We start from the raw sequence: 22,394 nt of genomic DNA, 5'->3' as shown, positions 1-22,394 counted from the left end.
GGAGACGCCCCGGAGGACCTCGGAGCACGTCGCCCGCAGCACCGCACCCGACCTCACAGCACGTCGTCCACCGTCGGGTTCGTCAGTACCTCGACCGGCTCCTCCCCCACCCCCACACCCTTGAACCCGCTGGACGTGGCGATGCAGACCACCGGCCCGTCGAAGTCCCGCCCCAGCTTGCGATAGGCCGCCAGCCCCGCGGCCCCCGACACCTCCTGCCACAGCCCCCGGGCCGCGAGTGCCCGCTGCGCCGCCCGCATCTCGTCGTCGGTGACGAGTAGCGCCTCGCCGCCGCTGTCGCGCACCGCCCGTACCCCCCGGTGCCCGCCCACCGAGCAGCCGATGCTGTAGGCCTCGGTGTGCTGGAGCGAGACGATCGCAGCCGGCGCGCCCGTGGCGACGGCCCGGGCGATGGGACCGCCCGCGACGGCCTCGCAGGAGAACATGAGCGGCGTCGCGCCCGCCAGCCCCAGCCGGCGCAGCTCGGTGAATCCCTTCCACACGCCGTAGAGCAGCTCCGCGTAGCCCGTCGGCGCGAACACCGCCGCGGGCACCCCGCCGAGCTGCAGGAACAGCTCGTAAGCGATCGTCTTGTAGCCCTCGGGACCGAACGGGTGCCCGGTGTGGGTGACGGTCAGGTTGCTGACCGGGTGGTAGCCGAGCCGGTCCACGATCTCGCGCATCAGCGGCCAGCGCGCCTCGACCGGCACGGCCAGCACCTTGGCCCCGTACGCCCGGACGAACGAGTGGACGGCGGGCGGCGCGTCGGCCGAGGCGAGCACGATCGCGGGCAGGCCGGCGCGGGCGGCGTACGCGGCGGCCGAGGCGCCGTGGTTGCCCGACGAGGCCACCACCACGCCGGGCGCCCCCGCGCCCAGGGCCGCGCTGACCGTGATCCGGTTGAGCCGGTCCTTGTGCGACCAGGTGGGATTGCGCGACTCGTCCTTGACGTACACGCCTTCCAGCGGGATCAGCGGCGTGCCGCCCTCGCCCAGCGTGGGCGCGTGCAGCGGCGGCAGCAGCGGTGACCAGCGGGCGAGGTCGGGGCCCGGCTCCTGCTCGAACAGGCTCGCGCCGACTCGTGCGTAGTCGTAGTCGACCTCGACCGGGTAGGCCAGCGAGGCGGTGCTCGTCCTCGGGCAACCACGGGTCAGCGGCGGCCACAGCGGATACGTGATCGAGGGATCGCCCAGGGAACGCTGGCCCGAGGCAAGGGATGGTCCGTTCACGCCGCCCAAGCCTAAACGCGCTATCATCGTGATATCACTTCGATAGCAAGGAGCTGGAATGGAAAGACGCGCTTTCCGCCTGAACGGTTTCCTGGTCCTGCTCGTCCTGCTGGTGCTCGCCGCGATCGCGGCCGTGGTGTCGCTGGAGGATCTGGCCCTCGTCTGGGTCGTCGTCTTCGTGCTCGTCGCCAGCGGGTTCACCGTGGTCAACCCCAATGAGGCGAAGGTGGTGCAGTTCTTCGGCCGCTACATCGGCACGGTCCAGGACGCGGGCTTCGTGTGGGTGCTGCCGTTCAGCTACAAGAGCAAGATCACGCTCAGGGTCCGTAACTTCGAGACGGCCAAGCTCAAGGTCAACGACGCCGACGGCAACCCCGTCGAGATCGCCGCGGTCGTCGTCTACAAGGTGACCGACGCGGCCAAGGCCAAGTTCTCGGTGGACGACTATGAGAACTACATCGCGATCCAGTCGGAGGCCGCGGTGCGCCACCTGGCCACCACCCACCCGTACGACTCGCACGACGCCGGGCGCACCAGCCTGCGCGACGGCGCGGAGGTGGCCACCGAGCTCACCGCCGAGCTGCGCGAGCGCACCGAGCTGGCCGGGATCGAGGTGCTGGAGGCACGCATCACGCACCTCGCGTACGCACCGGAGATCGCCCAGGCCATGCTGGTCCGCCAGCAGGCCGGGCAGGTCGTGGCCGCACGCACCCGGATCGTCGAGGGCGCGGTGGGCATGGTTCACCTCGCGCTCGACCGGCTGGCCGCCGAGGGAGTGGTCGAGCTGGACGAGGAGCGCAAGGCGCAGATGGTCTCCAACCTCCTGGTCGTCCTCTGCGGTGACCGGGCGATCCAGCCGGTGGTGAACACCGGCAGCCTGTATGCCTGAGCGTAAGAAGCTCCTGCTGCGCCTCGACCCGGCCGTCTACGACGCGCTCGCCAAGTGGGCGGCCGACGATCTCCGCAGCGTCAACGCGCAGATCGAGTACGCGTTGCGGCTCGCGCTGAAGCAGGCGGGCCGGGAGCCTCGCAAGGAAGAGTGAAAACCCGCACACTTTAAGGCATGTTGTGGGCAGGCAGGTCCGCCATCGAGATCGCGACAGCCGTACGTCAAGGTGAGGTGACGGCCGCGGCCGTCGTCGAGGAGCATCTGCACGCGATCGCCGAGCGCGATCCGGGAGTCGGGGCGTTCCGCCTGGTCAGGGAGCGGGCCGTGGACGAGGCGCGGGCCTTGCAGCGGCGCCGTGACCTCGCGGAGCTGCCGCTCGCCGGCGTGCCCGTGGCGGTGAAGGACAATCTGGAGGTCGCGGGCGAGGCCACTCGCGGCGGATCCGCCGCCACGTCGGACCGGCCCGCGCCCAAGGATCACGAGACGGTCGGCCGGCTGCGGGCGGCCGGCGCGGTGGTCATCGGCCTGACGAACCTGCCCGAGCTGGGCCTGGTCGCCTTCGGTGACAGCGCCTACGGCATCGTACGCAACCCCTGGAACCTCACCCGTACGGCCGGCGGCTCGTCGGCGGGCAGCGCCGCGGCGGTGGCGGCCGGGATGGTGCCGGTGGCGCTGGGCAACGACGGGATGGGCTCGCTGCGTATCCCCGGCGCGTGCTGCGGGGTGTTCGCCATCAAGCCGGGCACGGGCCTCGTACCTCCGCCGGCGGACGACTGGGGCGGCCTCACTGAGAACGGCCCGCTGGCCAGGAACGTGCCGGACCTGGCGCTGACGCTCTCCATCCTGGCCGCCGACCCGGGCCTGGCCGAGGCGTGGCGCGGCGGTACGCGGGTGGAGCCCCGGCCGTCCCTGCTCCGCTCGGTCTGGGCCGACGACGACGAGGTGTGGGCCGCCCAGCCGCCGCCCGACAGCCCGGAGCCCTTCGACCTGCGTGTGGCGTACGCCCCTCAGCCGCTGCCGGTCGGCCTGCCGATGGACCGGGAGTTCCAGGCAGCGGTGCGCGCGGCGGCCGAGACGCTCAGGATCGCCGGGCACACGGTCGTCGAGCACGACCGCCGCCTGCCGGCCGCGCTGGGCCCCGCCACGATCGCCACCTGGCTGACCCGTGCTTCGAGCGCGGCCGCCGGCCTCGACCGGAGTCGCCTGGAACGCCGCACCCGCGTGCTCGCCCGCGCGGGCCACGTGCTCCATACGCTCCGGCTGGACGGCAGGCGGCGCCGTGCCCGCTGGCACGGCTACGGTGCCGACCAGTGGTTCGGCGACGCCGACGTGCTGATCACGCCGACGCTGGCCGCGATCCCGCCGAAGGCCGACCGCTGGGGCGATCGCGGCTTCCCGCGCAACCTGCTGGCCAACATCAGGTACGCACCCGCCACCGGCGCCTGGAACATGTGCGGCTGGCCCGCGCTCACCGTCCCCATCGCCACGCACTCCAGCGGCCTGCCGATCGGCGTCCAGCTCATCGCCCCACCCGGTGGCGAACCGCAACTGCTCGGCCTGGCCGCCCAACTGTCGGCCGCCCACCCACCGGTCCGCCCACGGGGCTACTCGAACTAACTGTTCTCACCCAAAGTCGGGCAGCCGCCGGCGGGCGTGGGCGATGAACGCCCGCGCCGCGGGGCCCGACGACCCCGTGGACCGCCACACGAGCGCCATCCGGCCGCGCAACCGCGGCTCGGTGATCTCCAGTACGTGTAGCTCGTCCTTCGCGGCGGCGACCGCCGACTCGGGCAGCACGGCCAGACCGAGCCCCTTGGCGGCGAGCTGCCCCAGCACGTACGGCTCGCTGGCCTCGAAGGCGACACGCGGCGTGAACCCGGCGGCGGCGCACGCCTCGTCGAGAGCGGCCCGCAAGCCGGTGCCGCGCGGCAGGCAGATCAGCGCCCGATCCGCCAGCTCCCGCAGCGTGACAGCGGGCGTCCCCGCAGAGCCGTGAGCGACCCCGACGGCAGGCTTCCCCGCCAGATCGTGATCCTTTCCGACGGCGGCCACCAGCGCCTGGTCGACCACCACCTGCGCGTCGAGCCCCGACGGCACGCTCGATCCGATGCCGAGGAGCCCGAGGTCCATCCGGCCCGCCCGCACCGCCTCGATCAGGCTCTCGGGGTCGGTCTCCCGGAGCGAGATCTCCACGGCCGGATGCCGCTCGTGGAACTCGGCCAGCAGCCCGGGCAGGTCGAGCACGGAGGGAGCGGAGACACCGCCCATCACGACGTGCCCGCGCAGCAGCCCGGTCATCTCGTCGACGACCAGCCGGGTGGCGGCGACCGCCGCGAGCGCGGCCCGCGCGTAGGGCAGCACGGCCTCTCCGACCTCGGTGAGACGCACCTGCCGCGCGGAGCGGTCGAACAGCGGCTGGCCCAGCTCCCGCTCCAGCTGCCGGATCTGCGCGCTCACCCCGGGCTGGGCCACATGGAGCCGGGCCGCGGCCCGGGTGAAGCCCGACTCCTCGGTCACGGCCACGAAGTATTCAAGCTGCCGAAGCTCCATAACCAAACATGCTAGCAGCCAGACAATCCATCTCTTTGACTTCTGGATAGGTCGAACACAGGCTGGATCCATGGACATGGTGAAGGGCCCGGTGTTCCGACCGGGTGATGAGGGATATGACGGCGAACGCGCAGGTTTCCAGGCACTCGCCCACCACCGGCCGGACGTGATCGTCGGCGTGACCGACGCCGCCGACGTGCGCGCGGCCGTGGCCCACGCGGCGGCGAACGGGCTGCCCGTGGCCGTGCAGGCCACCGGGCACGGCATGCCGATCGCGGCCGAGGGCGGCCTGCTCATCAGCACGCGCAGGATGACCGGCGTGCGGATCGACCCCGAGGCGGCGACGGCTCGGATCGAGGCCGGGGTGCGCTGGGAGCGGGTCATCGAGGAGGCGGCCCGCCACGGGCTGGCGCCGCTGTCCGGCTCGGCGCCGTCTGTCGGCGCCGTGTCGTACACGCTCGGCGGTGGGCTGGGGCTCATGGCGCGCCGCTACGGGTACGCCGTCGACCAGGTACGCGCCGTCGAAGTGGTCACCGCCGACGGCGAGCTCAGGGAGGTGACGGCCGCGACGGAGCCGGACCTGTTCTGGGCGCTGCTCGGCGGGCGGGGCAACTTCGGGGTGGTCACGGCGCTGGAGATCGGGCTGGTCCCGGTGGCCGGTCTGTACGGGGGCGGCCTGTTCTTCGATCTCGCCACCGGCGTGGTGCAGCGCTGGGCCGAGTGGACACAGGGGCTGCCCGAGGAGATGACCTCGTCCGTCGCGGTGATCCCGTTCCCCGACGCGCCGCAGGTGCCCGAGGTGTTCCGCGGCCGCCGCGTCGCCCACGTGCGGATCGCGTACACGGGCGGCCCGGCAGAGGGCGAGCGCCTGCTGGAGCCGCTGCGCGCGGTCGGCCCCCGGCTGGTGGACTCGGTGAAGGAGCTGCCCTACACCGAGTCGGGCAGCATCCACAACGACCCGGCCGAGCCGATGGCCTACTACGCCACCCACTCGCTGCTGCGCGAGCTCCCCGCACAGGCTGTGGACGCGCTGCTGGCGACCGAGCGCGCGATCCTGGAGATCAGGCACCTGGGTGGCGCGCTGGCCAAGCCGGGGCTCGGGCCGGTGGTCAACCGCGACGCCGAATACCAGGTCGGCGTCCTGTCCCGGTTGGCACCGGGCGGCGACCCCGGCGAGGTGCGCCCGCTCCACCAGCGGGTCCGCGAGGCGCTGTCGCCGTGGGCCACCGGAGGCCGCAGCCTGAACTTCCTGTACGGCGAGAACGCCGCGCCCGACCAGGTGCGCCTGGCCTACGACCCGGACGACTACCGGCGGCTCGTGGCGCTGAAGGCCGTGTGGGATGCCGGCAACCTGTTCCGGCTCAACGCCAACATCCCACCGGCCTGACGGTCAGGCGCCCAGCGGGTGCCAGACCGTCTTGGTCTCCAGGAAACGCGTCATGCGGGTGAGAGCCGGCGCCGCCCGCCAGTCCTCGTCCGAGGGGCGCAGGACCCGCTTGAGGTTCTCCGCCGCCGCCTGCTCGCAGCTCAGGGCCAGGTCGGCGTCGGACACGCCGGTCAGGTCCAGGCCGTTGACGTCCATGTGGGCCGCCAGCCAGGGCGCGAGCTCCCGCTGGTGACCCGTGAGGACGTTGACGACGCCGCCCGGCAGGTCCGAGGTGGCCAGCACCTCCGCCAGCGTGATCGACGGCAGCGGCGCCTTCTCGGAGGCGATCACGACACAGGTGTTGCCCGTGACGATCACCGGCGCGACCACTGAGACCAGCCCCACCAGCGGGTCCTCAGGGGCGACGACCGCGACGACCCCGGTGGGCTCCGGTGAGGAGAGGTTGAAGTACGGGCCGGCGACCGGGTTGGCCGTGCCGTGCACGGAGGCGATCTTGTCGGACCAGCCCGCGTACCAGACCAGCCGGTCGACCGTGGCGTCCACGGCCTCCAGCGCCGCCTTCTTGCCGCCGCCCAGTTCCTCGGCGAACTGCGCGCGGCGGCCCTCCAGCATCTCGGCGATCCGGTAGAGGATCTGGCCCCGGTTGTAGGCCGTGGCGCCCGACCAGCCGGGGAACGCCTTGCGTGCCGCCACCACGGCGTCACGGGCGTCCTTGCGCGAGGCACGCGACGCGTTGGCGAGGAAGTCGCCCTTGGGCGAGGTCACGGCGTAGGACCTCCCGCTCTCGGAGCGCGGGAACGCCCCGCCGATGTACAGCTTGTAGGTCTTGCGAACGGCCAACCTACTCATCGCCGCGCCCCCTCCACATGGTCTCCTCCGACAGTTGGACCGGCGCGAAGACCTGGCCGCACCGGCTCACGCCGCACCGGTGGGCGTACCAGCCGGTGCGTACGGGCCGGCCCGCGCGGGCGAAGGCGTGGCCCCGGGTGGCCTGCTTCCGCCGTTTGACCCGGCGGGAACGGCGGTGCTCACACATCAAGGTAGGCCTCCAACCCGAGGAGGCCGCCTTCGCGGCCGTACCCGGACTCCTTGTACCCGCCGAACGGCGCGGTCGGGTCGAACCGGTTGAACGTGTTGGCCCAGACCACGCCGGCCCTGAGCTTGTCGGCCATCCACAGGATGCGCGACCCCTTCTCCGTCCACACCCCCGCCGACAGCCCGTACGGCGTGTTGTTCGCCTTCTCCACCGCCTCGGCCGGAGTTCGGAACGTCAGCACCGACAGCACCGGCCCGAAGATCTCCTCCCGGGCGATCCGGTGCGACTGCGCCACCCCGGTGAACAGGGTCGGCGGGAACCAGAAACCCCGCTCGGGCAGTTCGCAGGCGGGCGACCAGCGTTCGGCGCCCTCCTGCTCGCCGGCCTCGCTCAGCGAGCGGATCTTCGCCAGCTGGTCGGCCGAGTTGATCGCGCCGATGTCGGTGTTCTTGTCGAGCGGGTCGCCCAGCCGCAGCGTGCCGAGGCGCCGCTTGAGCGCCGCCAGCAGCTCGTCCTGGATCGACTCCTGCACCAGCAGCCGGGACCCCGCGCAGCACACGTGACCCTGGTTGAAGAAGATCCCGTTGACGATCCCCTCGACGGCCTGGTCCAGCGCGGCGTCGTCGAACACGATGTTCGCCGCCTTGCCGCCCAGCTCCAGCGTGAGCTTCTTGCCGGTGCCCGCCACCGTCCTGGCGATGATCCGGCCCACCTCGGTGGAACCGGTGAAGGCCACCTTGTTCACGTCGGGGTGGGCGACCACGGCGGCGCCGGTCTCGCCCGCTCCGGTGACGATGTTGACCACACCGGGCGGCAGGTCGGCCTGCTGGCAGATCTCCGCGAACAGCAACGCCGTCAACGGCGTCGTCTCGGCCGGCTTCAACACCACCGTGTTGCCGCAAGCCAGCGCCGGCGCGATCTTCCAGGCCAGCATGAGCAGCGGGAAGTTCCACGGGATGACCTGCCCGGCGACGCCGAGCGGCCGGGGATCGGCGCCGAACCCGGCGTACTCCAGCTTGTCGGCCCAGCCGGCGTAGTAGAAGAAGTGCGCGGCGACCAGCGGCAGGTCCACATCGCGCGACTCACGGATGGGCTTGCCGTTGTCCAGCGACTCCAGCACCGCCAGCTCGCGGGCCCGCTCCTGGATGATCCGGGCGATCCGGAACAGGTATTTGGCCCGCTCCGAGCCCGGCATGGCGCTCCAGACCCCGAACGCCTTACGCGCGGCCTGTACGGCCCGGTCGACGTCGTCGGCGGAGGCCGTGGCGACCTCCGCCAGCTTCTCCTCCGTCGCCGGGTTGACCGTCTTGAACGACGTTCCGCCGCCGTCCACGAACTCGCCGTTGATGAACAGCCCGTACGACGGCTTCACCTCGACGACGTCGCGCGACTCGGGCGCCGGTGCGTACTCGAACATCGCCATCATCAGTCCAGGGTGAAGTAGTCGGGGCCCGCGTAACGGCCGGTGGCCAGCTTCTGACGCTGCATCAGCAGGTCGTTCAACAGCGACGACGCGCCCAGCCGGAACCAGTCGGGCGACAGCCAGTCCTCGCCCGCCGTCTCGTTGACCAGGACCAGATTCTTGATCGCGTCCTTGGTGGTGCGGATCCCGCCCGCCGGCTTCACACCCACCTGCCGGCCCGTCTCCTCACGGAAGTCACGCACCGCCTCCAGCATGATCAGCGTCACCGGAAGCGTCGCCGCCGGAGCCACCTTCCCGGTAGAGGTCTTGATGAAGTCGGCGCCGGCCAGCATCGCCAGCCAGGAGGCCCGCCGCACGTTGTCGTAGGTGGAGAGCTCACCGGTCTCGAGGATCACCTTCAGGTGGGCGGCGCCGCACGCGGCCTTCACCGCGACGATCTCCTCGTACACCTTGAGATAGTCACCCGACAGGAACGCGCCCCGATCGATCACCATGTCGATCTCGTCCGCGCCCGCCGCGACCGCCAGCGCGGTGTCGGACACCTTGACCTCCAGCGAGGAACGCCCGCTCGGGAACGCGGTCGCCACCGAGGCGACCTTCACCCCCGAGCCGCGCAGCGACCCGGCGGCCACGGCCACCAGGTCGGGGTAGACGCAGACGGCCGCCACCCGGGGCGCTCCCTCGCCGGGATGCATCGCCTTGGTGCACATCGCACGGACCTTGCCGTGCGTGTCCGCGCCCTCCAGCGTGGTGAGGTCGACCATCGAGATGGCCAGGTCGATCGCCATGGCCTTGGCGCTGGTCTTGATGGAGCGGGTGCCGAGCATCGCCGCTCGCTGGTCCGCGCCCACCCGGTCGACGCCGGGCAGGCCGTGCAGGAATGCTCGCAGCGTCGCGCCGGACGAGCCGACGTCGGCGAGCGAGGTAGTCACAGTTGACACCTCCACAGGATCGCTGACCGGGAGGGCTACCTCCAAACCGGATCTATAAGGCGGTTCCCGCCCATCTCCTAGGTACCTCACAGCCTGGAGATTCCCGGAGATAGGGCATCCGCCCGATGTGCCGGTGGGTGCCTTAGCCCGAACCTTAAGAGTGTCAGCAAGAAACAAGAAGGAGTCACCGTGAGTCCCGAGATCGAATACCAGATCATGAAGAGCCACGTGAACGAGCTGCGCCAGGCGGCCGCCCGGCACCGTCAGGTACGCGAGGCTCAGGAGGGTAACAAGTCCGAGCGTCGCTCGGTCTTCGGCAAGCGCCGCTCCTCATGACCACCCCACAAGCGCCCGGCCGCAACCTCCCTCGCGGCCGGGCCATTATTCCTCCATAAATGCGTCGAAAGCGGCTGTTGGGGCATGACATGCTGGATGACATGCTGGGACGTTCGGTAAGTCCCGTCTTCGTGGGGCGGGAAGAGGAGCTCACAGCCCTCTCTCAAGCCTTCGACGAGGCCCGGAAGGGCGCCGCGACGGCCGTGCTGGTCGGCGGCGAGGCGGGAGTCGGCAAGACCCGGCTGGTGCAGCGCTTCGCCGAGCAGGCGGCGCGCAACGGCGCCCATGTGCTGTACGGCGGGTGCGTCGAGCTCTCCACGGAGGGCTTGGCCTACGCGCCGTTCACCGCTGCCCTCAGACAGCTCGTCAGAGAGCAGGGCACCTCCCAGATCGCCGCGCTGCTGCCGGGCGGCGCCGAGCGCGACCTGGCGCGGCTGCTCCCCGAGTTCGGCGAGCCCAGCGGCGACGGTGAGACCGACACCGGCCGGGCCCGCCTGTTCGAGCAGTTCCTGACGCTCCTCGAACGGCTGGCGAGCCACCGGCCGACGATCCTGCTCATCGAGGACATCCACTGGGCCGACCGGTCCAGCCGCGACCTGATCGCCTTCCTCAGCCGCAACCTCAGCGCGGCGCAGATACTGCTCGTCATGACCTACCGCTCCGACGACCTGCACCGGCAGCATCCGCTCCGGCCGGTCCTCGCCGAGCTGGGCAGGGTCAGCGGCGTGCTCAGGCTCGACCTGCCCCGCCTGTCGAGGGACGAGGTCGCCCTGCAGATGGCCGGGATACTCGGCAGCGCCCCCGAATACCCCAAGGTGCAGAAGATCTACGAGCGCAGCGAGGGCATCCCGCTGTTCGTCGAGGCCCTGCTGGACTGCGGCGAGGACGGCACGTTCCCCGAGTCGATGCAGGACCTGATCCTCGGCTCGGTCGAGCGGCTGCCCGAGGAGACCCAGCGCGTACTGCGCATCGCCGCCGCGGGCGGCATCAGGGTCGGCCACGCCCTGCTCGCCGCCGCCAGCGGCCTGTCCGACCTGGAGCTGGAGGCCGCGCTGCGCCCGGCCATCGCCGGGAACGTGCTGCAGATCGCCGACAACCGCGCCTACGTCTTCCGGCACGCCCTGATCCGCGAGGCCGTACACGAGGAACTGCTGCCCGGCGAGCACCAGCGGCTGCACGCGCGCTACGCCGAGGAGATCTCCCGCGACCGCAAGCTCGTCCCGCCCGGCCGGGCCGCGGTGGAGCTGGCCCACCACTGGTACGGCGCCCGGAACGACCTGTGGGCGCTCATCTCCGCGTGGGAGGCCGCGCAGAAGTCGTTCTTCGCCTTCGCGTACACCGAGGCGATCCCGCTGCTCGAACGCGTGCTCATGCTCTGGGACCGGGTGCCGGACGCGGCCGAGCGCATCGGCGCGGACCACACGGCAGTGCTCGAACGGGCCAGTGAGGCCGCCCACGCGGGCGGCGAGCTCGACCGGGGCATCAAGTTCGTCAGGGCGGCCCTGTCGGAGCTAGACGAGACCCAGGAGCCCGCCCGGGTCGCCGCGCTGATCGTGCGCTGGGCGAACCTCAAGATCTACAAGGGCAAGCTGGGCGTGCTCGAGGACTTCCGCCACGCCCTGCGCCTGGTGCCCGAGCCGAACCTGGCCCGCGCCGAGGTCGTCATGCCGCTGGGCCAGCACCTGATGCTCCGCGGCGACGTCGAGGAGGGCACCCGGCTCATCGAGGAGGGCCTGCACCTGGTCAGGGAGCTGGGCGACAAGTGCCTCGAAGGCGACCTGCTGCTGAACCTGGCGCTCGGCCACTCGATCGCCGGTGACACGGAGTCGACGCTGGCCACCAACCTGCGCGCGCTGGAGCTGGGCCGCGCGGAGGGCTCGGGACGGCTGATCACCCGGGCGATCGGCAACAACATCGACGCGCTGAGCGATCTCGGCCGCTCGGACGAGGCACTCGCGCTGAGCGAGGAAGGCTGGCAGCTCGCCAAGCAGTACGGCCGGATGCGGCTCAACGGGCTGTTCATCCTCCTCAACAGGGCCGAGGCGCTGGAGGCGATCGGCCGCTGGGACGAGGCCATCGACACCGTCGGGCAGGCGCTCAGCTTCGGTCCCGTGCTGCGCACCCATCAGCATCTGCTCCGCGTACGTGCCGACATCGCGCTGGCCCGAGGCGAGCTCGCGGTCGTCGAAGGCATCCTGTCGGAGCTCGGCGTGCTCAAGGAGCGGCCCGAGGTCTTCCTTCAGGACCTCACCAACAACACCCGCCTGCGCATCGGCTGGCACCTGTTCAGGGGCGAGCCGCAGGCCGCGCTGGCCGTGACGGAGCAGTTCCTGTCCCGGCCGTCCCAGTCTCCCAAGGCCATGCTGGGCTGGCGGCTGCTGGCCCAGCTCAGCCTGGTCTGCGACGCCATGGAGGCCACCGAGCCGGCCCGGGTTCGCGCGGTGCGCGAGACGGCCGCCGAGGTGGCGGCGAGCCTCAAGGTCAGCGGGCCGGTCGCTGAGGCGTACCGGCTGTCCTACTCGGGCGACTTCGACGCGGCGGCGACCGCCTGGGAGCGGCTCAAGCGCCCGCACAACCAGGCCAAGGCCCTCGTACGCGCGGCCACGGCCGCGGCGCGCTCCGGCGACCGGGAGGGCGCGGCGACCCGGCTCACCGTGGCCGCGCCCCTGGCCGCCGCGCTGGAGGCGCGGCCGCTGATGGACGAGATCGAGGCGCTCTGCCGCCGGGTCGGCGTCGTCCAGCAGCAGGCGGCCAACCCCGAACTGCTCACGCCACGTGAGACGGAGGTGCTCCGGCTGGTGGCGCTCGGCCGTACCAACCGGGACATCGCCGCCGAGCTGTTCATCTCGGCCAAGACCGTCAGCGTGCACGTCTCCAACATCCTGGCCAAGCTGGGCGTGACCACCCGCGGTGAGGCCGCCGCGGCCGCGCACCGCCTCTCGCTGCTGTCCCGTTAGGAAGCCAGGTCTCGTCTGAGGAACTCGGCGGTGTGGGAGCCGGTCGCCGCCAGCAGGTCGCGCGGGGTGCCCTCGAACATCACCCGGCCGCCCTGGCCGCCACCCTCGGGCCCGAGATCGATGACCCAGTCGGCGTTCTTGACCACGTCCAGGTCGTGCTCGATGACGATGACCGAGTTCCCGGCGTCGACGAGCCGGTCCATGATGTCGAGCAGCCGTTTCACGTCTGACATGTGCAGGCCGGTGGTCGGCTCGTCCAGGACGTAGACGGTGCCGCTCTTGTGCAGCTCGGTGGCCAGTTTGAGGCGCTGGCACTCGCCGCCCGACAGCGTGCTGAGCGGCTGGCCGAGCGTGAGGTAGTCGAGCCCGACGTCGTTGACGGCCCGCAGCACCTTCCCGAGCTTCGGCTGCGGGAAGAACTCCAGGGCCTCGGCCGCCGTCATCTCCAGCACGTCGCTGATCGACTTCCCGTCGAGCTTGTGCTCCAGCACCTCCGGCCGGAAGCGCCGCCCCTGGCAGACCTCACAGGTCGACTTCAGCCCGTCCATGAACGCCAGGTCGGTGTAGACGATGCCGAGCCCCTGGCAGTCGGGGCAGGCGCCCTTGGAGTTGGCGCTGAACAGCGACGCGCTCACCCCACCGGCCCGCGCGAACAGCCGCCGGATCTCGTCCAGCATCCCGGTGTAGGTGGCGGGGTTGGAGCGGCGCGAGGCGCTGACGGCCGACTGGTCGATGACCACCGCCTCGGGGTGCCGGCTCAGGAACACGTCGTTGACCAGTGTGCTCTTGCCGGACCCTGCCACGCCCGTCACGACCGTGAGCACGCCGGCCGGGATGTCGACGGTGACGTCCTTCAGGTTGTGGGTGCTCGCCCCGGCGATCGTCATCGCGCCCGTGGGCCGCCGGTAGGCGGTCTTCAGGGGCAGCCGCCGCTTCATGTGCCGGCCGGTCAGGGTGGCCGCCTCGGCCAGCTCCGCCGCGGTGCCCTGGTACACCACCTGGCCGCCGTGCACCCCGGCTCCGGGGCCGATGTCCACGACGTGGTCGGCGATCCTGATCACCTCGGGGTCGTGCTCGACGACGACGACCGTGTTGCCCTTGTCACGCAGCTTCCGCAGCAGCGTGTTGAGCCGTTCGACGTCGCGGGCGTGCAGGCCGACGCTCGGCTCGTCGAAGACGTACATCATGTCCGTGAGGCTGCTGCTGAGGTGCCGCACCATCTTGACGCGCTGCGACTCGCCGCCCGAGAGTGTGGCGGTCTCGCGGTCGAGGCTGAGGTAGCCGAGGCCGATCGTGACGAGGTCGCGCACCCGGTCGAGCAGGCTCGCCACCACCGGGGCGCCCCGCGGGTCGGTGAACCCGGCGAGCACCTCGACGAGCTCGGTGGCCTCCATCGCGGCGAGCCGGGCGATATTGAAGCCGTCGATCTCGCAGCCGAGCACCTCCTGGTTGAGCCGGGCGCCCGCGCACAGGGGGCAGGTGGCCGTCGTCACGTACTCCTGGAAGAGCCGGCGGTTGGCGTCGGACATCTCGGCGACGTCCTTCTTGATGTAGAGCCGGGTGAACCGCTCGACCACACCCTCGTAGCTGGAGTTGACCGTGCCGCCCTGCCACTCCAGCGCCACCTTGGCCCGGGCGCCGTGCAGCAGCATGGCCCATTCCCGCTCGTCGTAGTCGGCCAGCCTCTTGTCGTTGTCGAACAGGCCGGAGTTGGCGTAGATCTTCCAGTACCAGGTGCCGACGGCGAAGTGCGGGTGCAGCAGGGCCCCTTCGTTCAGCGACCGGGACCTGTCCAGGAAGACGTCGAGGTCGAGCGCGACCGTACGGCCCAGGCCCTCGCACTCGGGGCACATGCCCTGCGGATCGTTGAACGAGAAGACGTTGGAGTAGCCGACGAACGGCTTGCCGACCCGCGAGAACAGCAGCCTCAACAGCGAGTAGATGTCGCTGATCGTGCCGACGGTCGAGCGCGATCCGCCGCCGAGCCGCTTCTGGTCGACCACGATCGCGGCGGACAGGTTCTCGATCACGTCGACGTCCGGCTGCCCGTACTTCGGCAGCCTGTTGCGGGCGAAGCTGGTGAAGGTCTCGTTGAGCTGACGCTGCGCCTCCGCGGCGAGGGTGTCGAACACGATGGACGACTTCCCGGACCCGGACACGCCGGTGAAGACGGTGATCTGCCGTTTGGGGATGCTCAGGGAGATGTCGCGGAGGTTGTTCTCCCGCGCGCCGATGATCTGGATACAGGACGTCAGCAACGCCACTCCTTGATCTCGATAAACTCCGTACGAAGTACATAGTACTATGTACGGAGTTATGCTCGGTGAGAAGATGGATGCCGTGCCACCCACGACCGACCGGACCAGCGCCGGAGACCCCGTACGCACCATGGAGCTGCTCTGGAGGCAGCCGGGAGCGCGGCCGGCGCAGCGCGGGCCACGTCAGGGCCGCACGGTCGACGAGGTCGTGGCGGCCGCGATCACCGTCGCCGACGAGGAGGGGCTCGACGCCACGACGATGCGACGGGTCGCCCAGGCGCTCGGCATCGGCGCCATGTCGCTCTACACGTACGTGCCGGGCAAGGCCGAGCTGCTCGACCTCATGCTCGACACGGTGTTCGGCCAGATGCCCCGCCCCGACCTGTCGGAGCTGCCGTGGCGGGCGCGGCTGGAGGCGGTGGCGCGCGACAACCTCACGCTGTACGAACGGCATCCGTGGGTGCTCGCCGTGTCCACCACGCGCCCGCCGCTCGGCCCGGGGGTGCTGGCCAAGTACGAGCACGAGTTGAGGGCCTTCGAGGGGCTCGGCCTGGACGACGTCGAGATGGACGCCGCCCTGACCTACCTGCTCGGCTTCGTGCACGCCTCCGCCCGCTCGGCCGCCGACGCGCGCAGCGCCCAGAGCGAGGCGATGACCGACGAGCAGTGGTGGGCGGTCAGCTCTCCGCTGCTCGCCCGCGTCATCGACGAGGCCGCCTACCCGACGGCCAGCCGGGTCGGCGCGGCCGCCGGGGCCGTGCACCAAGCCCCCTACAGCACCGGCCACGCCTACGATTTCGGGCTCCAGCGCGTCCTGGACGGGCTTCAGGTCCTCATCGAGCGGCGCTGATCAGAGGATCGCGTCCGCCAGGAGGGCGACGCCGAAGATCGCGAACGCGGCGGCGGCGCCATACTTGATCGCCTTCTCCGGCAGGTGCTTGCCCAGCAGGCGGCCCACCACGATCGCGAGGGCGTCGGCGGCCACCATGCCCACCGTGGACCCGATCCAAGTGCCCAGCCAGCCGTGCTGCGTCGCCAGCGTGATCGTGGCCAGCATGGTCTTGTCGCCGAGCTCGCTCAGGAAGAACGCCACCGTCACCGCGACCACGGCGTTCCTGGTGGTGCGCCGGGCCTTGCCCGACTCCTCCTCCGTCAGCTCGTCACCGCGCAGCGTCCACAGCGCGAAGCCGAGGAAGGCGATGCCGGCCACGATGGAGATGGCGGTGGTGGGCAGCGAGTCGCCGATCAGCCCGCCCACCGCGACGCTGACGAGGTGCACGGCGGTCGTGGCGATCGTGATGCCGGCGAGCACCGGCCAGGTCTTGAAACGGGTGGCGAACGTCATCGCCATGAGCTGGCTCTTGTCACCCAGTTCGGCCACGAAAATGACCACAAGGCTGATCCAGAACGCTTCCAACGGTCCTCTTCCGCGCCACCGAGCCGGAAGCAGGCACCCCAGGGGATTTCGGGCACGACTTCGGCCCGGCAGCGTCTTGCTCCATAGCTACCAGGCCGAAGGTCTCGTCCGCCCGTTCAGGCCCGCGTGACCGGGCGCGCGAGCGCGCCAGTATGTCGATCACGCGATTGGGACTACTCCCCTTCGGTAATTCCGCCTAACCCTAACAGCGGTCCCCGAGGACCTATTCCGTCAGGGAGCAGCCGACCAGCACCGGCTCGTTGACGAGCGTGACGCCGTACTTCTCCAGCACCCCGTCACGCACCTCCCTGGCCAGCAGCAGCAGGTCGGCCGTGGTGCCCGCGCCGGTGGGGTTGGTCAGGGCCAGCGTGTGCTTGGTGGAGATGCGCACCGGGCCGCGTTCGTAGCCCTTGGGGTAGCCCGCCTGCTCGATCAGCCAGGCGGCGGGCACCTTGACCGAACCGTCAGGCATGTCCCAGCGCGGGTGGCCGGGCGCCCGCGCCGCCAGCTCCTCGGCCTCGGCGGGCGACAGGATCGGGTTGGTGAAGAACGACCCAGCGCTGCGCGTGTCGGGATCGGCCGGATCGAGCACCATACCCTTGCCGCGCCGCAGCTCCAGCACCGCCTGTCGGGCCCGGTCGAGCGGCACCCGGTCACCCGGCTCGACGCCGAGCCGCCCGGCCAGCTCCTGGTAGGCCACAGGGCCCGACAGCTCGGAGACATCGAGCGCGTACGTCACGCCGAGCACCACATGCCGGGCCAGATCCCGCTTGAACGCGCTGTCGCGATAGGAGAAGCCGCACTGCCGCGCCTCCAGGTCGACCACCTGCCGCGTCTTGCGGTCGTAGGCCCGTACGCACCTGATGGTCTGGGCCACCTCCTGGCCGTAGGCGCCGACGTTCTGGATCGGGGTCGAGCCGACGAGCCCCGGGATGCCGGACATGCACTCGATGCCGGACCAGCCCTCGGCGACCGCGCGGGTGACCAGCGCGTCCCAGTCCTCGCCCGCCTCGACCGTGACCAGCACCTCGTCGCCGTCACGGGAGACGGCCACGCCCTGGGTGACGACCCGGATGACCAGCCCGTCGAACCCCTCGTCGGCCACCACGAGATTGCTCCCGCCGCCGAGCACCAGGGTGGGCCGGGCCAGCCTGTCGGCCTCGGCGATCAGCGAGACGAGGTGCTCCGCCGTACTGGCCTCGACGAATTCGCGGGCGGGGCCGCCCAGCCCCAGGGTGGTGTACGGCGCGAGGTTCTCCATGGGGCCCAAGCTTATGAGGCGCTCAGCATGCGCAGCACATTGTCGTGGTTTCGCCGGGATTCGCGGTCCCGATACTCGGGGGACACATCGTGGTGGCGCAACTGCCGTACCGGGAGGCGGTCGGAGGGCACGACCAGCTCACCCTTCAGGGCCAGCGAGAGCTCCAGGTCGGCGTTCCCCCCGTAGCGGGCGTCCTCGGGCAGCGCGCCGATCGCGGCCGACCGGCGTACCGCCATCAGGTCGCCGCGCAGCGCGCGGACGGGGCCGGGTCCCGCTTCGTGCCATTCCGTGCCGTCCGGCGATGGCTCCGCGCCGCGCCGGCCCGCGGCCACCGCGCCGTCCGCGACCGCCGCGACGAGCGGCGTGAGCGCGTCGCCCGCCAGCGCTATCGAGGTCTCCATCAGCACGTGCACCTCGGACGTGTCGAGGCGGAGCAGCTTGGCGCGGCAGGCGCCCCACGTCGCCGAGCCGCCGCGCCAGTGCGGGGTCTCGGCCACCCGCCACTCGGTGATCCGGTCCGGATGCCGCAGGGCCAGCTTGTGCAGCACCTCGCCGGCGCCGTCCACGTCGCCCAGGTCGAGGGCCAGGACATGGGCGTCGGTGTACTCGAGCACCGACTCGACGGAGGCCCAGACGTCCTCCGGCCAACCGTCGATGATCAGGCAGATGGACGCCGTGACCTCGGCGGTCGCCACCCGCTGCCGCTCGGCCGTCACGCCCGCGTCGTCGAGCCGGTTGGCGGCCAGGCTCCCGTCCCAGATGCGCTGGGCATGCAGCATGTCGTCGCCGGGATCGCCGCGCTGCTCGGGGTCACCGGAGAAGCCCATCTCAGCGGCGGGATTGCCACGGGCACCCGCGCCGCGCGGCTGGGCACCCGCCGTACCGACACCGGTCGCCGGCCTGGTGTCGCGGCCGGTCGGCGCGCCCGGGCGGCCCGTCGGCGCGTTCGGGCCGTAGCCGGTCGTTGTGTGAATGTCATGGCTGGTTGTCGCGTGCGTGTCATGACCGGCCGCGTCACCGCCGGTCGTGTCGCGGCCCGTGCCTACGGCGCCAGCCACTGTGTCCGCCGGGGCTGCGGCTCTGACCGGACCGAGATGGCCAGGCGGCTTGTCGGTCACCGCGGAGACCGGGATCGATTCGACCGTGGGCCAGATCCTGACGTGGTGCGGAGCTGTATTCATAGGCTCCCGCGTACCCGAGAGCCGCCCCGCCTATCATCACGCCAGCCCCACCACGCCGGGCTCATCGCCACCAAGCCCACCACGCCGGGCTCATCGCCACCAGGCTCGCCGCACCGGGCTCGCCGCCGCCAGGCCCACCGCGCCAGGCTCGCCGCGCTAGGCGAGCTGGACCACCGCGCGGGCCTTGGACAGCACACGGGCGTCGCCCGCCTTGGCCGTCAGCGCGACGACCACCCGCCTGTCCGCCAGCTTCTCCTCCACGACCCCACTGACCGTGATCGTCGCACCCTCGTCGTCGTCGGGGACGACCACCATCGAGGAGAACCGCACTCCGAAGTCGACCACCGCGCCGGGATCCCCGACCCAGTCGGTGACGAACCGCCCGCCCTGCGCCATCGTGTACATCCCATGCGCGATGACGTCAGGCAGCCCGACCGCCTTGGCGAACCGCTCGTTCCAGTGGATCTGGTTGAAGTCGCCCGACGCTCCCGCGTACATCACCAGATTGAGCCTGCGGACTCCATAGTCGGTGGCCGGGATCTCGTGCCCGACCTCGATCTCGTCGTACTTCACCGTGGCCGTCATCTCAGGCCGCCCCTCCGCGCTCGACGATCGTGTTGTACGTGGTGCAGACCGGCTCGCCGTCGACCGTGGTGATGTCGCTTCGCACGGTCAGCAGCTCGTTGCGCCCGGCGCTGCGGATGTCGGTGATCGTGGAGCTGGTGACCAGCTCGTCGCCGGCGTAGATGGGGCGAACGTACTCGAAACGCTGCTCGCCGTGGACGACCATGGCGAGGTTGAGGCCGAGGTCGGGATCGGCCAGCGCCTCACCGCCGCTCTGCAGGCTGAACACGATGGGGAAGGTCGGCGGTGCCACCACATCGGGATGGCCGGCGGCCTGGGCGGCGTCCCGGTCGCGGTAGATCGGATTGCCGTCGCCGATCGCGGCGGCGAACTCCCTGATCTTCACCCGGCTGACCTCGTACGAAGCCTTGGACGCGTACGTCCGGCCCACGAAGTCGCGGTTCAAGGCCATCTGTGCTCCCTCGCATGTCCGTTAGGCAGACGCTAACAGAACAAGGTTCGGCTGTCGCCGTGATGACCGCGATTTTGCAAGAGCAGGCAGCAGGTAGACACGACAAACCGGCGCCCTGAGGTAGGACGCCGGTTGTGCGTTATGTGGCCAGGAGAATGCCCCTGGCGAGACCGCGCTCGGAAAAGAGCTAGCGGGTCTCGCGGTGCGCGCGGTGGCAGCGGCAGTTGGGGCAGTATTTCTTCAGCTCAAGCCGATCCGGGTCATTGCGCCGGTTCTTCCGCGTGATGTAGTTGCGGTGCTTGCACTCCTGGCAGGCCAGCGTGATCTTCGGCCTAACGTCGGTGGCAGCCACGTGGGAGTGCCTTTCTACGTTTGGGACTGGGACATGCCCAAGCCCAGGTCGGCGACCTGGGGAGGGGCAGTAGCGGAGGCCGGACTTGAACCGGCGACACAACGATTATGAGCCGTTTGCTCTGCCTGACTGAGCTACTCCGCCTTTGAGCCGGACGAACGACCCCGGCCCGTAGAGAATACCTGACCTGGGGAGCGCATACGTACTCGGCCAGCTCTACCGGGCTGGCCAGCCAGTAAGCCTAGCAGCCAGTGCACGGCGGGCAAAATCAGCGCAAACGCTGTGCGGCCGATCTTCGGCGCTATTCGGTCGCGGTGACCGTGATGGCGTTGCTCAACGCCGACTTGTTGCCCGCCGCGTCCACCGCCCGCATCGTGAGGGTGACCGGTCCGGGAGCGTGGGCGTAGGCGAAGGCGTTGGAGCTGTTCGGGAACTGGGGCCGGATGAACGGGACGATGTCGCTCTCGAATACGCCGTCGAGATAGAGCTCGTACGTGATCGCGGCCTTCGGCGTGACATCGTCCGTCGAGAGCGAGTAGCTGAAGGCCAACTCGAGGAACTGGTACTCGAAGACCGTCAGGATGGTCGGGGCGCTGGGCGGGGTGGTGTCGGTGGTGGCGGAGGCCGGCCCGGCGAAGACCGAGGCGGCGAGCGAGGCGCCTAAGAACAGGGCGATTGCGCGACGAGACATTGGCTGATTCCCATCTGCCGATGAACAACGACACGTGCGACTCTTCGCTCCCTTGATACGTCCCGGGATGACGGATGGTTCAGCACGCGATGGTCAGCGCGGCGGCGGCCCCATGTAGTGGGATCGCCTTCTGGTCGGCGGTGGGCGTGATCTCGCGCGCCCAGTCGAACGCCGCGTTCTGATCATCCGCGGGGATGTCCGCGGTGAAGTATGTCGGTGCGCCGTCGAGAGCACCACCGGGCCGGACCGCCCAGCCGCCCGATTCCCTGGCCAGCACCCATTCGGCAGCAGTGCCGAGCGCCGGTTCGGGCGTTGGGCGGAGGGCACGGGCAACGGCCTCCGGGAGCGCTCTCCACCGAGATGCATACATGGTCAGCGGTCTGCGTCGGGGTCCGGAGGAGGCGTAACCGAGAATCCCCTTGCGAGGACGGCCGAGGACGCACATTCGCAGAACGTCAGCCACATGTCGCAGCGCAGCTGCTCGGGCGGACCGCTGCTCAATGGAGTTCGCAATTCTCGCCACCCTCGGCTTGGTCGGCGCATCCGCTCGAGACGGCTAACAGTGCGGCGATCAGACGCGCGGCCGACTGGCTTCTCACGCAGCCCTCCAACTGTCGACGCCAACAACAGTCACAGAAGGTAGCTATATCATCACAATAGCGTGATGGCGTTGGGGTTACTGGTGGCTCTTCTCTGGCGAGAACTGCCGGAGAGCTCTTAAGAGGGCGAATCCATCGCGAAAATCCCTGGATGATCAGAAAAGCCCGGCCCCAAGTGATCTGGGTCCGGGCGTTTGCCTTGTCAGTGTGCGAGCCCCCAAACGGAATCGAACCGTTGACCTTCTCCTTACCATGGAGACGCTCTGCCGACTGAGCTATAGGGGCCTGTCCGGCGCTGCGGACAGGTGTAACCATACACGGCACTCAGCGATGATGCGAACTCGTCAGCCTCATCAGCCGACCGCCTCGTACCCCCGCTGAAACGGCAGATCGACGACCTCGCAGAGATCGGCCAGATCGACGTGACGGGCCACCTCCGCGACCGACACACAGTCGGCGACAGGAACCCCGTCCCGGCGCACCCGGAGCACCTGCCGGCCGTCACGCTCGGCGAGAACGACCTCGTAGCCGTCTATCCCGACCCATCGCCTGTCCATAGCGGCACACAGTAGCTCCTGGGTCTCTCAATTTCCGCTACGCGACAGGCGTTACACGCCATACCGAGTCGGTAGCGAACCGGATCAACCGAATCGCAGATGTTCCCGGGCGGGCCGGAAAGTGACCACCGTTCTCCTGAAGGTCCTCGGCCAGCGCCGTTTTCCCGCAATCGAGACCGGCATCTTCGAGCCCCACGCACCTAACGCCTCCCACGATCAAGGCACGTCTATCTCAATTGCCGAGCCGACGAGAGAGACGGCATGAACCACCCCGGCCTCCCCTTGTCGTAAAATCGGGCGACT

At 70.3% G+C, this 22,394-nt stretch carries 23 protein-coding genes and 2 tRNA genes; 7 read left to right on the top strand and 18 right to left on the bottom strand.

Going from position 1 to position 22,394, the window contains the following annotated elements; genetic code table 11:
• Positions 1-53 precede the first annotated feature (53 nt).
• Positions 54-1,229, bottom strand: a complete 1,176-nt coding sequence (locus ACGFNP_RS14095) for a pyridoxal-phosphate dependent enzyme (protein WP_393318343.1) — start codon at positions 1,227-1,229, stop codon at positions 54-56.
• 58 nt (positions 1,230-1,287) lie between these two features.
• Here ACGFNP_RS14095 and ACGFNP_RS14090 point away from each other — a divergent pair, with 58 nt between their 5' ends.
• From ACGFNP_RS14090 to ACGFNP_RS14080, 3 genes are read left to right on the top strand one after another with little or no spacing between them, the layout of a single operon-like run.
• Complete coding sequence (locus ACGFNP_RS14090) at positions 1,288-2,118, top strand: SPFH domain-containing protein (protein WP_393318340.1); 831 nt, start codon at positions 1,288-1,290, stop codon at positions 2,116-2,118.
• Positions 2,111-2,272, top strand: coding sequence for a hypothetical protein (locus ACGFNP_RS14085; protein WP_358337528.1), 162 nt, complete (start codon positions 2,111-2,113; stop codon positions 2,270-2,272). Before ACGFNP_RS14090 ends, ACGFNP_RS14085 begins: the two co-directional genes overlap by 8 nt.
• Positions 2,273-2,292: 20 nt before the next feature.
• Positions 2,293-3,735, top strand: coding sequence for an amidase family protein (locus ACGFNP_RS14080; RefSeq protein WP_358337531.1), 1,443 nt, complete (start codon positions 2,293-2,295; stop codon positions 3,733-3,735).
• Between the two features lie 6 nt (positions 3,736-3,741).
• On the opposite strand, the gene ACGFNP_RS14075 is transcribed toward ACGFNP_RS14080, so the two are convergent.
• Entirely contained in the window at positions 3,742-4,668 is a 927-nt protein-coding gene (locus ACGFNP_RS14075) for a LysR family transcriptional regulator (RefSeq protein WP_393318336.1), read from the bottom strand.
• 70 nt (positions 4,669-4,738) lie between these two features.
• On the opposite strand from ACGFNP_RS14075, the gene ACGFNP_RS14070 reads away from it, so the two are divergent.
• On the top strand, positions 4,739-6,055 hold the full coding sequence (locus ACGFNP_RS14070) for an FAD-binding oxidoreductase (RefSeq protein WP_393318333.1): 1,317 nt from the start codon (positions 4,739-4,741) through the stop codon (positions 6,053-6,055).
• A 3-nt stretch (positions 6,056-6,058) separates the two neighbouring features.
• Here the strand turns inward: ACGFNP_RS14070 and ACGFNP_RS14065 are convergent, their stop codons facing one another.
• The 4 genes from ACGFNP_RS14065 to deoC are packed head-to-tail and all read right to left on the bottom strand — an operon-like array spanning position 6,059 to position 9,446.
• Entirely contained in the window at positions 6,059-6,904 is an 846-nt protein-coding gene (locus ACGFNP_RS14065; RefSeq protein WP_393318330.1) for an aldehyde dehydrogenase family protein, read from the bottom strand.
• A complete protein-coding gene (locus ACGFNP_RS14060; protein ID WP_393318327.1) occupies positions 6,897-7,091 on the bottom strand; it encodes a hypothetical protein in 195 nt (64 codons plus the stop codon). Before ACGFNP_RS14060 ends, ACGFNP_RS14065 begins: the two co-directional genes overlap by 8 nt.
• Positions 7,084-8,517: an aldehyde dehydrogenase family protein gene (locus ACGFNP_RS14055; protein WP_358337544.1), complete on the bottom strand. Its 1,434-nt coding sequence runs from the start codon at positions 8,515-8,517 to the stop codon at positions 7,084-7,086. Before ACGFNP_RS14055 ends, ACGFNP_RS14060 begins: the two co-directional genes overlap by 8 nt.
• Positions 8,517-9,446, bottom strand: a complete 930-nt coding sequence (gene deoC, locus ACGFNP_RS14050) for a deoxyribose-phosphate aldolase (protein ID WP_358337547.1) — start codon at positions 9,444-9,446, stop codon at positions 8,517-8,519. Before deoC ends, ACGFNP_RS14055 begins: the two co-directional genes overlap by 1 nt.
• A gap of 189 nt (positions 9,447-9,635) precedes the next feature.
• Here deoC and ACGFNP_RS14045 point away from each other — a divergent pair, with 189 nt between their 5' ends.
• Together ACGFNP_RS14045 and ACGFNP_RS14040 are read left to right on the top strand one after the other, a co-directional pair.
• Positions 9,636-9,782 carry a hypothetical protein gene (locus tag ACGFNP_RS14045; protein ID WP_214640428.1) on the top strand — a complete coding sequence of 49 codons (147 nt, stop codon included), beginning with the start codon at positions 9,636-9,638 and terminating at the stop codon, positions 9,780-9,782.
• A 101-nt stretch (positions 9,783-9,883) separates the two neighbouring features.
• Complete coding sequence (locus ACGFNP_RS14040) at positions 9,884-12,739, top strand: ATP-binding protein (protein WP_393318322.1); 2,856 nt, start codon at positions 9,884-9,886, stop codon at positions 12,737-12,739.
• Here the strand turns inward: ACGFNP_RS14040 and ACGFNP_RS14035 are convergent.
• Positions 12,736-14,997, bottom strand: coding sequence for an ATP-binding cassette domain-containing protein (locus ACGFNP_RS14035; protein WP_393318319.1), 2,262 nt, complete (start codon positions 14,995-14,997; stop codon positions 12,736-12,738). The genes ACGFNP_RS14040 and ACGFNP_RS14035 overlap by 4 nt on opposite strands.
• A gap of 82 nt (positions 14,998-15,079) precedes the next feature.
• Here ACGFNP_RS14035 and ACGFNP_RS14030 point away from each other — a divergent pair, with 82 nt between their 5' ends.
• On the top strand, positions 15,080-15,847 hold the full coding sequence (locus ACGFNP_RS14030) for a TetR/AcrR family transcriptional regulator (protein WP_393318316.1): 768 nt from the start codon (positions 15,080-15,082) through the stop codon (positions 15,845-15,847).
• Here the strand turns inward: ACGFNP_RS14030 and ACGFNP_RS14025 are convergent, their stop codons facing one another.
• From ACGFNP_RS14025 to ACGFNP_RS13975, 11 genes are all read right to left on the bottom strand, one after another.
• Positions 15,848-16,414, bottom strand: coding sequence for a TMEM165/GDT1 family protein (locus ACGFNP_RS14025; protein WP_358337558.1), 567 nt, complete (start codon positions 16,412-16,414; stop codon positions 15,848-15,850).
• A 223-nt stretch (positions 16,415-16,637) separates the two neighbouring features.
• On the bottom strand, positions 16,638-17,675 hold the full coding sequence (locus tag ACGFNP_RS14020) for a UDP-N-acetylmuramate dehydrogenase (protein WP_393318313.1): 1,038 nt from the start codon (positions 17,673-17,675) through the stop codon (positions 16,638-16,640).
• 11 nt (positions 17,676-17,686) lie between these two features.
• On the bottom strand, positions 17,687-18,856 hold the full coding sequence (locus ACGFNP_RS14015; RefSeq protein WP_393318310.1) for a hypothetical protein: 1,170 nt from the start codon (positions 18,854-18,856) through the stop codon (positions 17,687-17,689).
• 156 nt (positions 18,857-19,012) lie between these two features.
• Positions 19,013-19,441, bottom strand: a complete 429-nt coding sequence (locus ACGFNP_RS14010; RefSeq protein WP_358337567.1) for a MaoC family dehydratase — start codon at positions 19,439-19,441, stop codon at positions 19,013-19,015.
• Position 19,442: 1 nt separating this feature from the next.
• Complete coding sequence (locus ACGFNP_RS14005; RefSeq protein ID WP_214640434.1) at positions 19,443-19,892, bottom strand: MaoC family dehydratase N-terminal domain-containing protein; 450 nt, start codon at positions 19,890-19,892, stop codon at positions 19,443-19,445.
• Positions 19,893-20,079: 187 nt separating this feature from the next.
• On the bottom strand, positions 20,080-20,244 hold the full coding sequence (gene rpmG, locus ACGFNP_RS14000; protein ID WP_019632658.1) for a 50S ribosomal protein L33: 165 nt from the start codon (positions 20,242-20,244) through the stop codon (positions 20,080-20,082).
• 70 nt (positions 20,245-20,314) lie between these two features.
• Positions 20,315-20,388, bottom strand: a tRNA-Met gene (locus tag ACGFNP_RS13995).
• A gap of 157 nt (positions 20,389-20,545) precedes the next feature.
• Entirely contained in the window at positions 20,546-20,935 is a 390-nt protein-coding gene (locus ACGFNP_RS13990; protein WP_393318305.1) for a hypothetical protein, read from the bottom strand.
• A 79-nt stretch (positions 20,936-21,014) separates the two neighbouring features.
• The gene (locus tag ACGFNP_RS13985; RefSeq protein WP_393318302.1) at positions 21,015-21,305 is read right to left on the bottom strand and encodes a hypothetical protein; all 291 of its coding nucleotides are present in this window, start codon (positions 21,303-21,305) and stop codon (positions 21,015-21,017) included.
• A gap of 441 nt (positions 21,306-21,746) precedes the next feature.
• A tRNA-Thr gene (locus tag ACGFNP_RS13980) sits at positions 21,747-21,819 on the bottom strand.
• Between the two features lie 68 nt (positions 21,820-21,887).
• Positions 21,888-22,091, bottom strand: a complete 204-nt coding sequence (locus ACGFNP_RS13975; RefSeq protein ID WP_214640437.1) for a transposase — start codon at positions 22,089-22,091, stop codon at positions 21,888-21,890.
• Positions 22,092-22,394: the final 303 nt, after the last annotated feature.

This window comes from Nonomuraea sp. NPDC049269 (genome assembly GCF_043197155.1).
GTDB lineage: Bacteria > Actinomycetota > Actinomycetes > Streptosporangiales > Streptosporangiaceae > Nonomuraea.
This window is presented reverse-complemented; position numbering and strand designations above follow the sequence as displayed.

Coding starts and splice junctions, on each gene's coding strand:
- ACGFNP_RS14090 (WP_393318340.1), top strand. CDS start 1,288: ATGGAAAGACGCGCTTTCCGCCTGAACGGTTTCCTGGTCCTGCTCGTC.
- ACGFNP_RS14085 (WP_358337528.1), top strand. CDS start 2,111: ATGCCTGAGCGTAAGAAGCTCCTGCTGCGCCTCGACCCGGCCGTCTAC.
- ACGFNP_RS14080 (WP_358337531.1), top strand. CDS start 2,293: ATGTTGTGGGCAGGCAGGTCCGCCATCGAGATCGCGACAGCCGTACGT.
- ACGFNP_RS14075 (WP_393318336.1), bottom strand. CDS start 4,668: ATGGAGCTTCGGCAGCTTGAATACTTCGTGGCCGTGACCGAGGAGTCG.
- ACGFNP_RS14070 (WP_393318333.1), top strand. CDS start 4,739: ATGGACATGGTGAAGGGCCCGGTGTTCCGACCGGGTGATGAGGGATAT.
- ACGFNP_RS14065 (WP_393318330.1), bottom strand. CDS start 6,904: ATGAGTAGGTTGGCCGTTCGCAAGACCTACAAGCTGTACATCGGCGGG.
- ACGFNP_RS14060 (WP_393318327.1), bottom strand. CDS start 7,091: ATGTGTGAGCACCGCCGTTCCCGCCGGGTCAAACGGCGGAAGCAGGCC.
- ACGFNP_RS14055 (WP_358337544.1), bottom strand. CDS start 8,517: ATGATGGCGATGTTCGAGTACGCACCGGCGCCCGAGTCGCGCGACGTC.
- ACGFNP_RS14040 (WP_393318322.1), top strand. CDS start 9,884: ATGCTGGGACGTTCGGTAAGTCCCGTCTTCGTGGGGCGGGAAGAGGAG.
- ACGFNP_RS14020 (WP_393318313.1), bottom strand. CDS start 17,675: ATGGAGAACCTCGCGCCGTACACCACCCTGGGGCTGGGCGGCCCCGCC.
- ACGFNP_RS14015 (WP_393318310.1), bottom strand. CDS start 18,856: ATGAATACAGCTCCGCACCACGTCAGGATCTGGCCCACGGTCGAATCG.
- ACGFNP_RS14010 (WP_358337567.1), bottom strand. CDS start 19,441: ATGACGGCCACGGTGAAGTACGACGAGATCGAGGTCGGGCACGAGATC.
- ACGFNP_RS14005 (WP_214640434.1), bottom strand. CDS start 19,892: ATGGCCTTGAACCGCGACTTCGTGGGCCGGACGTACGCGTCCAAGGCT.
- ACGFNP_RS13990 (WP_393318305.1), bottom strand. CDS start 20,935: ATGTCTCGTCGCGCAATCGCCCTGTTCTTAGGCGCCTCGCTCGCCGCC.
- ACGFNP_RS13985 (WP_393318302.1), bottom strand. CDS start 21,305: ATGTATGCATCTCGGTGGAGAGCGCTCCCGGAGGCCGTTGCCCGTGCC.
- ACGFNP_RS13975 (WP_214640437.1), bottom strand. CDS start 22,091: ATGGACAGGCGATGGGTCGGGATAGACGGCTACGAGGTCGTTCTCGCC.